Origin of the sequence: Amycolatopsis orientalis DSM 43388 (assembly GCF_000411975.1) — a bacterium.
GTDB lineage: Bacteria > Actinomycetota > Actinomycetes > Mycobacteriales > Pseudonocardiaceae > Amycolatopsis > Amycolatopsis orientalis_D.
Genome location: NZ_ASXG01000063.1, coordinates 87,054 through 101,589, shown reverse-complemented (window position 1 = coordinate 101,589; position 14,536 = coordinate 87,054). Strand labels below are relative to the sequence as shown.

The window sequence follows — 14,536 nt, the reverse complement described above, 5'->3', positions numbered from 1 at the left end:
GAAAGTCCTTCTCGCTCCGGCCCGATCTGCGCGATGGGTCCGTTCGCCTCGACCACCGTGGGGTGCGGGTTGCCCTCGCTCTCGCCGTGGAGGTGCGAAAGTCCCCCTCGCGTCAACCGGGTAGCAGCGAAGGGTCCCTTCACTTCCATCAGCAAGGAATGAAGGGACCCCTCACCACAAGGAGCGACTCAGCAACCGGCTTCAGGGTCCGATCAGGACGCGGCGGGCTCAGCCTCGTCGCCGGCTGTGGCGTCTTCGACCAGGGTGCTTCGCAGCCACTGCTCCACTCCGGCGACGTGGACTGTCGCCCACGAGCGGGCGAGTTCTGGTTCCCGCGCGGCGATCGCGTCGTAGATCGCGGCGTGTTGTTCCCGGGTCCGGGCGACCGCGCCTTCCTGGGTGAGGCCGCGCCAGATCCGGGCTCGCGCGGTCGGGCCGGAGAGGCTTTCGAGCAGCGAGCACAGCACCGGGTTGCCCGAGCCGTCCGCGATTTTGCGGTGGAACTGCAGGTCGTTGGCCACGAGCGCCTCGACGGTCGGCGATTCCTCGAGTTCGCCGAGCAGCGCGCCGAGTTCGGCGACGTCCTCGTCGCGCATGTGCAGCGCTGCCAGCGCGGTGGCCGCGGGTTCCAGAATCCGCCGCACGGCAAGAAAATCGAGCACGGTGTCGTCGCGGTGGAAGTCGACCACGAAGGTCATCGCGTCGAGCAGCAGGTTCGGTTCGAGACTGGTGACGTACGTGCCGTCGCCCTGGCGCACGTCCAGCACCCGGATCAGGCACAGCGCCTTCACCGCTTCCCGCAGCGAACTGCGGGAAAGCCCCAGCCGCTGCGCGAGCTCGGCCTCCTTGGGGAGCCGGTCGCCGGGGGCCAGCTCGCCCGAAATGATCATGTCTTTGATCTTGTCGATCGCGACATCGGTGACGGGCATCGGGACCGCCCTCCCTGCAGAGACCTCGGATGTTTACTCCCTACAGCGTGCCACGACTCCCGTCAGGAGGAACGATGACCCACGGCCCGGCGCCGCAAACGGTCGCCCTGCGCACCCGGCTGAAGCCCGGAATGGAGAAAAGCTACGAGGAGGTGCACGCGGTGATCCCGCCGGAACTGGATGCCGCGCTGCGCCGCGCCGGCGTGCGTTCATGGCGGATCTGGCGCGACGGGCTCGACCTGTTCCACTTCGTCGAGGTGGACGATTTCGAGCGGATGCGCGAGAAACTCGCTGACGACCCGGCTGACATCGCGTGGCAGAAAAGGATCAACGAACTGCTCGACCCCGACCATTCCGACGTCGCGCACGGCCTCGGGCTGGTGTGGCAACTCCCGGCGGAGGCCTGACCGTGGATCTTCCTCCGCTGGGACTCGGCGGCGCGCAGCTGGGCAACCTCTACCACGCGGTGCCGGACGAAACCGCCGCGGCGAGCGTGCGGCGGGCGTGGGACGAGGGGATCCGCTATTTCGACACCGCGCCGCACTACGGGCTGGGACTGTCCGAACGCCGCCTCGGGGCCGCGCTGGCGGCGTATCCGCGCGCAGAATACGTCCTGTCTACAAAAGTCGGTCGAGTGCTGGAACCGCGCGCGGCGGCACCAGGGGAACGCGACGATCAGGGCTTCGACGTTCCCGCGACTTACCGCCGCCGCTGGGACTTCAGCCGTGACGGGGTGTTGCGTTCGCTGGAATCGAGCCTGAACCGGCTGGGTCTCGACCGCATCGACCTCGTGTACGTGCACGATCCGGACGATCATTTCGAGGAAGCGGTCTCGGGCGCGTTTCCGGCCTTGCTGGAGTTGCGGGAGCAGGGAGTTGTGGCGGCGATCGGGGCGGGGATGAACCAGGCGCCGATGCTCGCGGAATTCGTGCGCCGGTTCGATCTTGACCATGTCCTGATGGCCGGCCGGTATACCTTGCTGAACCAGCCGGCGTTGGACGAGTTGTTGCCGCTGTGCGTCGAACGGGGTGTCGGCGTCGTGGCCGGCGGGGTGTTCAACGGCGGAATCCTCGCCACTGAACAGCCCGGTGCCATTTATGATTACGCGGCCGCCCCCGCGGATCTCGTGGAAAAAGCGCAGAAGATCGCGGAAATGTGCGCGCGCCACGGTGTTTCGCTGCCCGAGGCCGCGCTCGCCTTGCCGCGCACGCATCCGGCGGTGGTGTCGGTGGTCGTCGGCGCGCACGACGCCCAGCAGGTGTCGCTGAACGTTCGCCGGGCAGCGGCGAATATCCCCGCCGTACTGTGGGACGACCTCGCCGACGCCGGCCTGCTGCGGCCGGCCGCCCGCCCCGTCGTGTCCGGAGGAGCCCAGTGATCGATTCGCACCACCACCTGTGGGATCCGGCGCGCCGCGAGTACCCGTGGATGTCCGGCGACGCGCTGGCTCCGATCCGCAAGCCGTACACCGTCGACGATCTGCGCACAGTGGCCACCGCGGCGGGCGTCCACGCCACCGTGCTGGTGCAGACCGTCTCGGACGAGGCGGAAACGGAGGAGTTCCTCGCCACGGCCGCGTCCGAGCCGCTGGTGGCCGGCGTCGTCGGCTGGGTCGACCTCGCCGCCCCGGACGTGGCCGACCGGCTCGCCCGGCTGCGCGAACTCGGTCCGCTGGCCGGCATCCGCCACCAGGTCGAGGACGAGCCGGACCCGGATTGGCTGCTGCGTCCCGAGGTCCTGCGCGGCCTGGCCGCGGTCGGCGCCGCGGGCCTGGTCTACGACCTGCTCGTGGCACCGGCGCAGCTCGCCGCCGCCCGGCAGGTCGCCGAACGTCTGCCGGACCTGCGGCTGGTCCTCGACCACGCCGCGAAACCTGGCATCGCGGCAGGCGAATGGCAGCCGTGGGCGGACGACGTGGCCTCGCTGGCCGCGCACGACAACGTGCACTGCAAGCTGTCCGGCTTGGTGACGGAAGCCGACTGGCGCGAATGGCAGGTGGGCCATCTGCGCCGCTACGCAGACCACGTTTTCGAGTCGTTCGGGGCGAACCGGGTCATGTTCGGCTCCGACTGGCCAGTGTGCGAACTGGCGGCAGCGTACGAAGTCGTACTGGACGCGGCGGTGTCGCTGACCGGTGCGCTGAGCGACCCGGAACGGCTGGAGGTCTTCGAACGCACTGCGGCACGCGTTTATGAGCTGAAATGATGCGGCGGGTGCACTCCAGAGTGCCGTGCGAAACAGGGCCTGTCGACCTATTTGGGCGTTCGCGGCGGCCTTCCAGCCGTTCGAGTGACGACGTGGCTCAGAAGTCCTGGCCCCGCACCATCTCGCGGAGCTTGGACAGCGCGCGGTGCTGCGTGACGCGGACGTTGCCGGCCGAAATGCCCAGCGTTTCGGCCGTCTCGTTCGCGCTGAGGCCGACGACGATGCGCAGTGCCAGAATCTCCTGCTGCAGCGGGGCGAGACGGGTGAGCAGCTCCTGCAGGCGGCTGCCGAGGTCGAGGCGCAGCGCGTGCGTTTCCGGCTCGTTGCCGCCGGAGAGCGGGTGCTCCGGAAGCTCGGGCACCGGCTCGGACCGGTCGCGCGCTACCGCCCGGTAGGCGTCGGCGACCTTGTTGGCCGCGATCGCGTGCACCAGGTAGAGGAACGAACCGCCGCGGTCCTGGTAGTCGGGAAGGGCCTTGAGGACGGCCATGCAGACGTCCTGCGCCACGTCGTCGGCGGCGAGGTACGAGAGGTCGCGGCCGCCCATCCGCGCCCGGCAGTAGCGGGCGACGACGGGCCGGAGCACGTGCAGCAGGTTGGCGATCGCGGTTTGATCGCCCTGTCCCGCGGCGCGTACGAGCGGGTCGAGGTCTTCTTTGGTCAGGCGTCCGCCGGACCGGGGCAGCGCGGCGGGGCTCACGTAGCCCGCGACGCTGGACACCGCAGTACGGGACGTCTTCGACGGTGCTGTCATGGTCGTCTCCCCGGCAACCCTGCGACCGTCGCTGTCTTGGGGTCAACACTCTGTGATGTTGCGGCTGCAGGTTCTCCCATCAAACGGGGGAGCACTGCGACCGTTGCGACGCTCCGTAACCTTAAGCGGCCGGAGGCCGACCGTCCACATTTCAACTACGAATACCCCGTTAGCAGCAGTGGTCTTGACACAAACGAGACCAGCCGACGCACAGTACGAATCCGCTCTCGCAGCATGTGCGGATGTCCGATTTCGCGTGTCACAAAGAGTGATAGCTGCGTAGCACAACAGAGAGTGGTCGCACTGGGGGTAGAACGGGTTCCACTACCCTTGGTGATCTTGTGCCGCGTCGCTCCGCCGCGCCCGGGCGAAAACCCACCACCGCAGAACGGCGAACCGAACGACCCCGCCGACGAAACTCGCCGCGAGAAGCGCGGCGGTTTGCTGGCCGGCGGAGGGATGCGCGACGACGGCGTCGAGGGCCGCGAGGACGACCGATCCGTAGCCGGCGTAGAAGGCGAAAGTGACGAGGTCCTGCAGGTGGCGCTTGCCCGCGCGGCTGCTCCGGTTGGCGAAAGTGACGCGCCGGTGGAACTCGGTGTTGCCGACCGTCGTGATCGCGAGCGCGGCGAGATTCGCCCATTGCGCGCCGATCTGCGGCCTGAAGGCGAGGAAGAGGACGGCCTGGAGCCCGGTGGTGACCACCCCGGCGGCCAGGTACCAGGCCGCGTGCCCACCGATCTCGCGGCGGCGGGTGCTGCGGTCGCCGTGAGGGTTTGGCCGTTTTTCGGCGACGTCCGGTGGCGCTCCCGGGGTGGTGTCGCGCGGAGGCGTCGTGGGAGTGGTGGCGGCGTGCAGTGGCGCTGCGGGCGTGGCGACGTGCGGAGGCACTGCGGGCGTGGCGGCGTGTGGTGGGGCTGTGGGCGTGGTGGCGAGCTGCGGTGGTGCTGCGGAGGTGGTGGCGTGCGGTGGGGCTGCGGGCGAGGTGGCGGCGTGCGGAGGACCCGCGGGCGTGCCGACGTGCGGAGGAGCTGCGGGGGTGGTGTCGACACCCGGAGGCGCTGCGGGCGTGGTGTCGATGGCAGCGGGGCTCGAACAGGGCTCGTCGTGAGCTGGATCGTCTGCCGCGGCTCCTCGCTGGCGGCTGGCTTCCGCAGCGACGTTGGTGGCGGGTTGTGGCGACAGCAGGCTGTTGTTCGCCGATTCGTGGCGAGCCGTGTTCGTGTTTGCCGTTGAGTGGCGATCGGCGCGTTCGCCGGTGGCCTCGGGGCGCGCTGGTTCGCCGGTTGCCGTTTCGTGGCGAGAAGCGCTGTTGGCTGCCCCCGAGTGGTGGCTGGTGTCCGGTTGCGGCAGTCCGGTGTCGTCAGTTGCTGGCTGAACGCGACGGGCGCTCGTGGTAGTCGCTGCGTGGCGACCGGCGGTCTCTGGCGGTGGCAGCTTGCCGTCTCTCGTTGCCGTTTCGCCGCGATCGGCGCTCGGATTAGCCGCTGAGCGGCGACGGACCTTCGCCACGCGGGAGTCGGCGTCCGGGAGGGCGCGACGAGTGTCGATCTCGTCGGCGAGGGCGGGCAGGTCCTCGTGGGCTGCGCGGTGCAGGTCGGCGACCTCGTCGAAGCCGGGGGAGTCGTCGAGCGCGCCGAAGTCCGGCGGCGCGGTATCGCCGATCGGGTCGCTGCTGGCTTTGCGCCGGGCGCGGAGACCGATCCGGCCGCGCGGCTTCCACCTGGTGGTGGTCATGTCCCGACGCTAACTCCGCTTCGCCCGCTGAGGCCCTGGCCGGAGGCGGGAAACCGTGTGATTCCGGCGACAGCCGTTCGGTCCGTTTCACTCGACGGCGTCTCGGGTAGCTCACCACGAACAATCCGGACTTTCGGGGAGGTGCCCGTGAGCGATGCCGGCGACGACACTCTCCGTGGGAGTCAACCCCCGGCTGCGGACGGCTCTCGCATCGACCCCGATCGCGTGCCCGGCGCGGTGCCCTCGGGCGAGGTCCGGGAAAGCCAGCGTGCGGAGGAGCCGCCGGAGGTGCGGCCGCCAGTGTCCGGCGGGCCCGCCGAGGGAGAGGCCGCCGCCGGGGAAGCTGCCAGAGAAGCCGAACCGGAGCCGCTCGACGCGGCTGGAGGCGGCTGGCCCCCGGTGCCCGCACAGGGCGAACGGGTCGACCACGGCGGCTGCACGGTCGCCGACGCGATCCGGTCGGCCATGGCCCGAAGATCCTGATCTCAAACGTATTTGTGACAGGTTCCACCACTGCGGCCAACGGCGTCGCGCTCACACTGCGCGACCGTCGAGCCGCCTTTAGCGTGAAAAACCACCCTGCAACCGACCGCGCGCATCCGACTGCGACGAAGGGAAGGCCGAAAGATGCTGACCGTTACCGAAGCCGCCGCCGAGGCGATCACCGCGTTGACCGCTGAGCAAGGCAGCGGCTCCGACCAGAGCGGCCTGCGCTTCGCGCTGCAGAGCATGGAAGGCGACGGTGCCCAGCTGGCGCTGTCGGTCGCCCCGGCTCCGGAGGACGGCGACCGCGTCGTCGGTGCCGACGGCGGGGCGAAGGTCTTCCTCGAGCCGCAGGCAGCGGCATTGCTCGACGACAAGGTCCTCGACGTTCAGCAGGACGACACCGGCGACGTCGCCTTCGCCGTCCTGCCCCAGCAGCAGTCCGCCTGACGGGCTGCGCAAGCAAGCGCCCGGCCACGGGGTTCGCGGCCGCGTCCGTCGACCCCGTGTGCCGTTCGCCGGTCGAACGTCTTGGAGACGTCCGGGACCGGCGAATGGATTCATGGCCGATCCCTCGGCGGCCCTGCTGCCCAAGACACGGATTGCCCAGACGACGGGGTGGCTGCGTTGTTGTGCGGAAACGCTCCCGCGGTGGAACGCGGGAGCGTTCTGCTACCTGGTGCGCAGCCAGTCCCGCACTAGCGCCCCGGCTTGTTCGCGCAGCAGCTCGGCGGCATGGGAGCGGGCGTAGTCCAGCGACGGCGCGTGGTCGATCAGCGCGCTGCTGCCCACGACTCCCAAACCGGCCAGCGCGTCCGCGTCCAGCTGGATCCGTCCGGCGAGCACCAGCAACGGGACGCCCGCCCGTCCGGCACGGGCCGCGATGCCCGCAGGGGCTTTGCCGGACAGCGATTGCTCGTCCAGCGACCCCTCGCCCGTGATCACCAAATCCGCACCGGTCAGCGCAGTGTCGACGCCGGTCAACGCTGCGATCAGGTCGAAGCCGGACTCGACCGTCGCGCCGAAACCGGCGATCGCTCCCGCTGCGACGCCTCCGCCAGCCCCGGCTCCGGGGAGGTTCGAGACGTCGCGCGCGCCAGCCTGCACAAGCGCCTTGGCCCAGTGCGATAGTGCTTCGTCGAGTGCGTGTACGTCGTCGGGAGCAGCGCCCTTCTGCGGCCCGAACACGGCCGCCGCTCCATTCGCGCCGAGCAGCGGATTCGTCACGTCCGTCGCGACTGCGACCGGCACCGCGCCCAGCCGTTCCCGCACCGGGCCTAGGTCGACGCGCGCGACCCGAGCCAGCGACCCGCCGCCGAGACCGACCGGGGCTCCGGACGCGTCGAGCACCTCGGCCCCGAGCGCGGCCAGCATCCCGGCACCGCCGTCGGTGCTCGCGGTGCCGCCGACGGTCAGCACCAGCCGCCGCGCCCCGCGGGCGAGGGCGTCGTTCAGCAACTCGCCGACCCCCCACGTGTGCGCGGCCAGCGCGACTTCCCGGCTCGGCGTCACGAACTCGATCCCGCACGCCCGCGCCGATTCGACGTAGGCCGTGCCGTCGAGCAGCACGTACCGGGCTTCGACCGGTTCGGCGAGCGGGCCGCGCACCGACAGCCGCACCATGGAGCCGCCCGCGTTCTCGAGCACCTCCAACGTCCCTTCGCCGCCGTCGGCGACTGGGCACGCGGAAATCTCGGCATCCGGCAACGCATCGCGCACGCCGTGTGCGATGGCGTCCGTCGCCTCGACCGCGGTCAGGCTTCCTTTGAACTTGTCCGGCGCGATCACGACCCGGGTCATCGGCCCACCTCCGTCAGCGGCTCGGCGCCGGCGAGCACCGAGACGACATTGCGTGCGGCCAGCACCGCCATCGCCGTCCGCGTTTCCACCGTCGCCGATCCGAGGTGCGGCGTAAGCACCACGTCGTCGCGGTCCAGCAATCGAGGCTCGACCTCCGGCTCCTTCTCGAACACGTCCAGCGCCGCGCCCGCGATCTCGCCGGCTTCGAGCGCGTCGGCCAGCGCCGACTCGTCCACCACCGGACCACGCGTGGTGTTCACCAGGTACGCACCCGGTTTCATTGCCCGCAACGCGTCCGCGTCGACGAGGTGCCGCGTTTCGGGGGTCAGCGGACAGTGCAGCGACACGAAATCGGAACGCCGCAGCAGTTCGTCGAACGACACGAACTCGCCGTCGAAGTCCGGTTTCGCTGACCGTCCGGAGTAGACGATCCGCATCCCGAACGCCGCTGCCCGCTTCGCCACCGCGCGGCCGATCTGCCCGAGCCCGACGATGCCGAGCGTCTTGTCCTGCAGTCCGGATCCGAGCAGGAAACCGAGGTGGAAAGACCACGGCTGCCGGGCGCGCAGCAAACGCTCGCCTTCGCCGAGCCGCCGCGAGACGGCCAGCAGCAACCCGAACGCGAGGTCCGCGGTGGCGTCGGTGAGCACTCCTGGCGTGTTGGTGACGACGACCCCGCGTTCGGCCAGTGCACTGACCTCCACGTTGTCGTAGCCCACCGCGACGTTCGCGACGACCTTCAGTCCAGGACCCGCCGCGTCCGCGACTGAGCCGTCGATCCGGTCGTGCAGCATCGACACCACCGCGGCCGATCCGGCGACGAACTTCCGCAGTTCCTCGGGCGTGAGCGGCCGGTCCTCGGGCGAGATCTCGACTTCGCCTGCTTCGCCGAGCACCTGCACGGCCTCGTCCGGGATCCAGCGGGTGACAGCGATCTTCGGCATGGCGAGCAGCCTAATGCCGACTGTGCCGCCCAAGCGAGGTTCGCGGCGCGCTCACCGCCGGACACCCGCCTGAGCTGCGACGGAGCGTCCATCCGCGACAGAACGCCGCCGACGTCTGCCGTGCCCGAATTCCGCATTGCGGTACCACGCAACGAAATCCGGTCTGCCGTCGATCGCACCGCTCTGCGCCGGCCGCGAAACCCGTTCGCCGACTCCTAGCGCACCGTGTTGTCTTATCGCACCACCTCATTCCTCTCGTAGCCGCAAACCTCGCGTCGTCTTGTGCCGTCTCTCCGGATGTCCGCTTCGCCTTTTGGCACTCCCGCGGGCGGCCGGATCGTGCTATGTTCAGATACAGAACTTCTGTGCGCTATGCGAACACGCTAGCACGGAACGGCGGAAGCGGAAAGATCCAGACGGAAGGGCTCGTGATGGCAAGGGTGCTGTCGCTCGGCGAGGCGGTCGCCGAGCTGGTGCACGACGGAGACACCGTCGCTCTCGAGGGGTTCACGCACCTCATCCCCGTGGCGGCCGGACACGAGATCATCCGTCAGGGCAGGCGGAACCTCACGCTCGTGCGGATGACGCCGGACATCGTCTACGACCAGCTCATCGGCGCGGGCTGTGCGAGCAAGCTGATCTTCTCGTGGGGCGGGAACCCCGGGGTCGGCTCGCTGCACCGGTTCCGCGACGCCGTGCAGCACTCGTGGCCGGTGCCGCTGGAGATCGAGGAGCACAGTCACGCGGGCATGGCGAACCGTTATGTCGCAGGCGCTTCCGGGTTGCCGTTCGCCGTGCTGCGCGGGTACACCGGCACCGATCTGCCCGCGCAGACGGACACGATCAAGCCGATCACCTGCCCGTTCACCGGCGAGCAGCTCACCGCGGTGCCCGCACTGAACCCGGACGTCACGATCGTGCACGCGCAGCGCGCCGACCGGGCGGGCAACGTGCAGCTGTGGGGCATCGCGGGCGTGCAGAAGGAGGCGGTGCTCGCGGCGAAGCGATCGCTGGTCACCGTCGAAGAGGTCGTCGACGAACTGGAGCCCCGGCCGGGCGCGCTGGTCCTTCCGTCCTGGGCGGTCACCGCCGTGGCCGAGGTGCCGCACGGCGCGGCGCCTTCGTACGCCGCCGGGTACTACGAGCGGGACAACGCGGCGTACCAGGCGTGGGACGAGATCGGGCGGGACCGCGAGGAATTCGCCAAGTGGCTGAACGACCTGACCGGAGTGAAGGCATGAGCGAGTACACCGCTGACGAGATGATGAGCATCGCCGCGGCCCGCGCGCTCGGCGAAGGCATGTCGTGCTTCGTCGGGATCGGATTGCCCAGCACAGCGGCGAACCTGGCTCGGCGCACGCACGCCCCGAACCTCACGCTGATCTACGAATCGGGTTGTCTCGGTGCGAAACCCAGCAGGCTGCCCCTGTCGATCGGCGACGGCGAGCTGGCCGACACCGCCGACGCGGTGGTCAGCGTGCCCGAGGTGTTCAACTACTGGCTGCAGCCCGGCCGGATCGACGTCGGGTTCCTCGGCGCGGCGCAGCTCGACAAATTCGGCAACATCAACACCACGGTCATCGGTGCCGACTACCGCGATCCGAAGGTGCGCCTGCCCGGCGCGGGCGGGGCGCCGGAGATCGCCGCGTCCTGTAAGGAAGTCTTCGTCGTGCTGCGGCAGAGCAAGCGGACGTTCGTGGAGAAGGTCGACTTCGTGACGTCGTTCGGCCACGGCTCCGGGCGCGGCGATCGCGAACGGCTCGGCCTGCGCGGTGCCGGGCCGACGCTCGTGGTCACCGACCTCGGCCTGATGCGGCCCGACCCGGAGACCGCGGAGCTCACGCTCACCGAACTGCACCCCGGCGTAGAGCTGGACCAGGTCGTGGAAGCGACGGGGTGGACACTGAAGACGGCCGCGGACCTCAAGACCACCCCCGCGCCCACTGAACGCGAACTGACCCTGCTCCGCGAACTAAAGAAGGCCGGCGAATGAGCGACGCATACGTACTCGACGCGATCCGCGCTCCCTTCGGGCGCTACGGCGGCGCTCTGTCCGGCGTGCGCCCGGACGACCTGGCCGCGGGCGTCCTGCGTGCGCTGGCCGAGCGCAACCGCCTTGATCCGTCCACTGTGGACGAGGTGGTGCTCGGCGACGCGAACGGGGCGGGCGAGGACAACCGCAACGTGGCGCGGATGGCCGCGCTCCTCGCCGGCTGGCCGACGTCGGTGCCCGGCGTGACGGTGAACCGGCTGTGCGGGTCGGGCGTCGAGGCGACCATGCAGGCGAGCCGGGCGATCCAGGTCGGCGACGCGTCGCTCGTGGTCGCCGGCGGGGTCGAGTCGATGAGCCGTTCGCCGCTGGTGATGCCGAAGCCGGACAAGGCTTTCCCGGCCGGCAACCAGACGCTGTACAACACGGCGCTCGGCTGGCGGATGGTCAACCCGGCGATGCCGTCGCAGTGGACCGTTTCCCTCGGCGAGTCCACCGAACTGCTCGCCGAGCGTTACGGCATCGGCCGGGAAGAGCAGGACGCGTTCGCCGCGCGCAGCCACGTGAACGCCGCGCGGGCGTGGGACGAGGGCTTCTACGACGACCACGTGGTTCCGGTCGAAGGCGTCGAGCTGACCCGGGACGAGGGCATCCGCCCGGACTCCTCGCCCGAGAAACTCGCGAAGCTGAAAACGGTGTTCCGCAAGGAGAACGGCACCGTCACGGCAGGCAACGCGTCGCCGCTGAACGACGGTGCGTCGGCGTTGCTGCTCGGCAACGCGGCCGCGGCTGAACGGCTGGGCAAGACGCCGCTGGCTCGGATCGCCGGCCGCGGGGCCGCGGGGGTCGACCCGGATGTGTTCGGCATCGGTCCGGTGCGCGCGGCGGAGATCGCGCTCGAACGGGCCGGCATCGACTGGAACGACCTCGCCGCGGTGGAACTCAACGAGGCGTTCGCGGCACAGTCGCTGGCCTGCCTGAAAGAATGGTCGAAGCTGGACCCGGAGATCGTCAACGTCAACGGCGGGGCCATCGCGATCGGGCACCCGCTCGGCGCGTCCGGCGGCCGGATCATCGGCACGCTGGCGCATCAGCTCCGCCGCACCGGCGGTCGCTGGGGCCTCGCGGCGATCTGCATCGGCGTCGGCCAGGGACTCGCTGTCGTGCTCGAGAACCGCTGAGAAAGGGGAGCATCGTGGCCACACCGACCAACCTGCGCCTGCCGCAGTACCGGCCCGATCCGGACGGCACGCACCCGCCGCTCGACTACGCGCCGTATCGCTCGACCGCGCTGCGGCACCCGAAGCAGCCGCTGGTCCTGCTGCCGCAGATGCTCACCGAGGTCACCGGTCCGCTGCTCGGGCCGGGGCGGCTCGGCGAGTTCGACAACGACCTCACCCGTCAGCACGCCGGCGAGCCGCAGGGGCAGCGGATCATCGTCACCGGCAGGCTTCTCGACGGCGACGGGCGGCCGATCCGAGACTCGCTCGTGGAGATCTGGCAGGCGAACGCGGGCGGCCGCTACCGGCACACCGGCGACCGGTGGCCGTCGCCGCTCGACCCGAACTTCGACGGGGTCGGCCGCACGCTGACCGACAGCGACGGGCGCTACGAGTTCACCACGATCAAGCCCGGCGCGTACCCGTGGAAGAACCACGACAACGCGTGGCGCCCCGCGCACATCCACTTCTCGGTGTTCGGCTCGGCGTTCACCCAGCGGCTCGTCACGCAGATGTACTTCCCGGACGACCCGCTGTTCTCGCAGGACCCCATCTTCAACTCCATCCCGGACGAGAAGGCGCGGCAGCGGATGATCTCCCGGTTCGACCTCGACCGCACCGAGGAGGAGTGGGCGCTGGCGTTCCAGTTCGACATCGTGGTGCGCGGGCGCGAGCAGTCGGTGTTCGAGGACGAGGAGGAGGACGAGTGAGGCTGGAAAGCACGCCGTCGCAGACCGTCGGGCCGTACCTGTCGATCGGGCTGCCGTGGGAAGACGGGCCGTTCGTGGTCCCGGAGGGCACCGAAGGCGCGGTGTGGATCCGCGGCGGCGTGTACGACGGCGCGGGCAACCCGGTTCCCGACGCGATGATCGAGACGTGGCAGGCCGACCCGGACGGCGGGTTCGACCACCCCGACGATCCGCGCGGCAAGCCCGCCGATCCGTTCCGCGGGTTCGGCCGGTGTCCCACCGACGACCAAGGCCAGTACCGGATTCTCACGCTGCTGCCCGGAATCGTGCCGGACGCGTCCGGGGCTCCGCAGGCGCGGCACATCGACGTGTCGGTGTTCGCTCGCGGGCTGCTGAACCGGGTCGTCACGCGGATGTACTTCGAGGACCAGGACAACGCGGGCGACGCCGTGCTGGCGAGCGTTCCGGCGGAACGGCGGGATACGTTGCTGGCGAAGAAGGACGGCGACGGCTACCGGTTCGACGTGCGTTTGCAGGGCGAAGGCGAGACGGTGTTCTTCGAGGTCTGACCGGCCGTGTCCATTGTGGAGGTTCAAGCGTGAGCAGTGTCCGGGTGCACCGGGTCGTCGAAGGCCCGGCGGCGGGTCCGGTGGTGGTGTTCTCCAACTCGATCGGCAGCGACCACCGGATGTGGGAGCCGCAGGTCGCGCCGCTGACCGAACGCGGTTTCCGGGTGGTGCGGTACGACACGCGCGGCCACGGGTCGTCGCCGGTTCCGCCGGGGCCGTACGACCTGGCCGAACTGGGCGGCGACGTGCTGGGGCTGCTCGACGATCTCGGCGTCGAACGCGCGCACTTCGTCGGCCTCTCGCTCGGCGGGATGACCGGGATGTGGCTCGGCACGCACGCCGCGGAACGGTTGTCGAGTCTTACGCTGTGCTGCACGTCAGCGCTGCTCGGGCCGCCCGAAATGTGGGCCGATCGAGCGCGTCTGGTGCGGGCGGAGGGCACGGAGACGGTCGCGGAGGCCACGGTCGGACGCTGGGTCACGGCGGGCTACGCACAGGCGCATCCGGACCAGGCCGCGTATTTGCGCGAGATGGTCGCGTCGCAGCCGGGCGAGGGGTACGCCGCGTGCTGCGAGGTGATCGAGCGGATGGACCTCAACGGCGACCTGGCGAAGATTTCCGTTCCGACGCTGGTGATCGCCGGCGCCGACGACCCGTCGACGCCCGCCGAGCCGCACGGGCGGGTCATCGCGGACGGGATCCCCGGCGCCCGGCTCGAGGTCGTCGCTTCCGCCGCGCACCTGGGCAGCTACGAACAGCCGGAGGAATTCACCCGGCTGATCCTCGAGCGGATCACGGAGGAGCAGTGACCGGAGAACGCTACGAGGAGGGCATGCGGGTGCGCCGCGAGGTGCTCGGCGACGAGCACGTCGACCGGGCGGTCGCGCGGACCACCGAGTTCAGCAAGCCGTTCCAGGAGTACATCACCGAAGCGGCGTGGGGTTCGGTGTGGACGCGCGACGGCCTCGACCGGCGGACCCGCAGCTGCATCACCCTCGCCGCGCTCACCGCGTTGCACTGCCACGACGAGCTGGCGATGCATGTCCGTGCGGCGGTGCGCAACGGGCTTGCCGCGGAGGAGATCCGCGAAGTCCTGCTGCACACCGGCGTGTACGCGGGGGTGCCGGCGGCGAACACGGCGATCGGGATCGCCCAGCGCGTCCTCGCGGAGCTGGGAGAACCCACCGCTCAGCCGCCGGCCGGATAGGGTTCGCGG

Annotated in this window: 17 protein-coding genes; 12 read left to right on the top strand and 5 right to left on the bottom strand. The window is 70.1% G+C overall.

Annotated elements, in window-relative coordinates; translation table 11 throughout:
- Window positions 1-212: 212 nt before the first annotated feature.
- Complete coding sequence (locus L942_RS11010; RefSeq protein ID WP_037358373.1) at window positions 213-929, bottom strand: FadR/GntR family transcriptional regulator; 717 nt, start codon at window positions 927-929, stop codon at window positions 213-215.
- A 74-nt stretch (window positions 930-1,003) separates the two neighbouring features.
- On the opposite strand from L942_RS11010, the gene L942_RS11005 reads away from it, so the two are divergent.
- Genes L942_RS11005 through L942_RS10995 form a run of 3 tightly spaced genes read left to right on the top strand, consistent with a single transcriptional unit; the run spans window position 1,004 to window position 3,134 of the window.
- The gene (locus L942_RS11005; protein WP_037358371.1) at window positions 1,004-1,336 is read left to right on the top strand and encodes an L-rhamnose mutarotase; all 333 of its coding nucleotides are present in this window, start codon (window positions 1,004-1,006) and stop codon (window positions 1,334-1,336) included.
- Window positions 1,333-2,307 carry an aldo/keto reductase gene (locus L942_RS11000; RefSeq protein WP_037358465.1) on the top strand — a complete coding sequence of 325 codons (975 nt, stop codon included), beginning with the start codon at window positions 1,333-1,335 and terminating at the stop codon, window positions 2,305-2,307. The genes L942_RS11005 and L942_RS11000 overlap by 4 nt, the downstream gene beginning before the upstream one ends.
- Window positions 2,304-3,134 (top strand): amidohydrolase family protein, encoded by an 831-nt coding sequence (locus L942_RS10995; RefSeq protein WP_037358368.1) that lies wholly within the window; start codon window positions 2,304-2,306, stop codon window positions 3,132-3,134. Before L942_RS11000 ends, L942_RS10995 begins: the two co-directional genes overlap by 4 nt.
- Before the next feature lie 97 nt (window positions 3,135-3,231).
- Here the strand turns inward: L942_RS10995 and shbA are convergent, their stop codons facing one another.
- Window positions 3,232-3,888 carry an RNA polymerase sigma factor ShbA gene (shbA, locus tag L942_RS10990; RefSeq protein ID WP_037358367.1) on the bottom strand — a complete coding sequence of 219 codons (657 nt, stop codon included), beginning with the start codon at window positions 3,886-3,888 and terminating at the stop codon, window positions 3,232-3,234.
- A gap of 324 nt (window positions 3,889-4,212) precedes the next feature.
- On the bottom strand, window positions 4,213-4,629 hold the full coding sequence (locus L942_RS45315; RefSeq protein ID WP_051165877.1) for a GtrA family protein: 417 nt from the start codon (window positions 4,627-4,629) through the stop codon (window positions 4,213-4,215).
- Window positions 4,630-5,772: 1,143 nt separating this feature from the next.
- On the opposite strand from L942_RS45315, the gene L942_RS44235 reads away from it, so the two are divergent.
- Window positions 5,773-6,108: a hypothetical protein gene (locus L942_RS44235; protein ID WP_158684452.1), complete on the top strand. Its 336-nt coding sequence runs from the start codon at window positions 5,773-5,775 to the stop codon at window positions 6,106-6,108.
- 144 nt (window positions 6,109-6,252) lie between these two features.
- Entirely contained in the window at window positions 6,253-6,558 is a 306-nt protein-coding gene (locus L942_RS10975; RefSeq protein WP_037358359.1) for an iron-sulfur cluster biosynthesis protein, read from the top strand.
- A 222-nt stretch (window positions 6,559-6,780) separates the two neighbouring features.
- On the opposite strand, the gene L942_RS10970 is transcribed toward L942_RS10975, so the two are convergent.
- Together L942_RS10970 and L942_RS10965 are read right to left on the bottom strand one after the other, a co-directional pair.
- Window positions 6,781-7,908 carry a glycerate kinase gene (locus L942_RS10970; protein WP_037358357.1) on the bottom strand — a complete coding sequence of 376 codons (1,128 nt, stop codon included), beginning with the start codon at window positions 7,906-7,908 and terminating at the stop codon, window positions 6,781-6,783.
- Complete coding sequence (locus L942_RS10965; protein ID WP_037358459.1) at window positions 7,905-8,852, bottom strand: 2-hydroxyacid dehydrogenase; 948 nt, start codon at window positions 8,850-8,852, stop codon at window positions 7,905-7,907. The genes L942_RS10970 and L942_RS10965 overlap by 4 nt, the downstream gene beginning before the upstream one ends.
- A gap of 431 nt (window positions 8,853-9,283) precedes the next feature.
- On the opposite strand from L942_RS10965, the gene L942_RS10960 reads away from it, so the two are divergent.
- The 7 genes from L942_RS10960 to pcaC are packed head-to-tail and all read left to right on the top strand — an operon-like array spanning window position 9,284 to window position 14,527.
- Complete coding sequence (locus L942_RS10960) at window positions 9,284-10,093, top strand: CoA transferase subunit A (protein WP_037358356.1); 810 nt, start codon at window positions 9,284-9,286, stop codon at window positions 10,091-10,093.
- Complete coding sequence (locus tag L942_RS10955) at window positions 10,090-10,845, top strand: CoA-transferase subunit beta (RefSeq protein ID WP_037358354.1); 756 nt, start codon at window positions 10,090-10,092, stop codon at window positions 10,843-10,845. Before L942_RS10960 ends, L942_RS10955 begins: the two co-directional genes overlap by 4 nt.
- Complete coding sequence (locus L942_RS10950; protein ID WP_037358352.1) at window positions 10,842-12,023, top strand: thiolase family protein; 1,182 nt, start codon at window positions 10,842-10,844, stop codon at window positions 12,021-12,023. The genes L942_RS10955 and L942_RS10950 overlap by 4 nt, the downstream gene beginning before the upstream one ends.
- 14 nt (window positions 12,024-12,037) lie before the next feature.
- Complete coding sequence (gene pcaH / locus L942_RS10945) at window positions 12,038-12,772, top strand: protocatechuate 3,4-dioxygenase subunit beta (protein ID WP_037358349.1); 735 nt, start codon at window positions 12,038-12,040, stop codon at window positions 12,770-12,772.
- The gene (pcaG, locus tag L942_RS10940) at window positions 12,769-13,320 is read left to right on the top strand and encodes a protocatechuate 3,4-dioxygenase subunit alpha (protein ID WP_037358347.1); all 552 of its coding nucleotides are present in this window, start codon (window positions 12,769-12,771) and stop codon (window positions 13,318-13,320) included. Before pcaH ends, pcaG begins: the two co-directional genes overlap by 4 nt.
- 29 nt (window positions 13,321-13,349) lie before the next feature.
- Window positions 13,350-14,129 (top strand): 3-oxoadipate enol-lactonase, encoded by a 780-nt coding sequence (gene pcaD / locus L942_RS10935; RefSeq protein WP_037358344.1) that lies wholly within the window; start codon window positions 13,350-13,352, stop codon window positions 14,127-14,129.
- Window positions 14,126-14,527, top strand: a complete 402-nt coding sequence (gene pcaC / locus L942_RS10930) for a 4-carboxymuconolactone decarboxylase (protein WP_037358342.1) — start codon at window positions 14,126-14,128, stop codon at window positions 14,525-14,527. The genes pcaD and pcaC overlap by 4 nt, the downstream gene beginning before the upstream one ends.
- The last annotated feature ends 9 nt before the right edge of the window (window positions 14,528-14,536 follow it).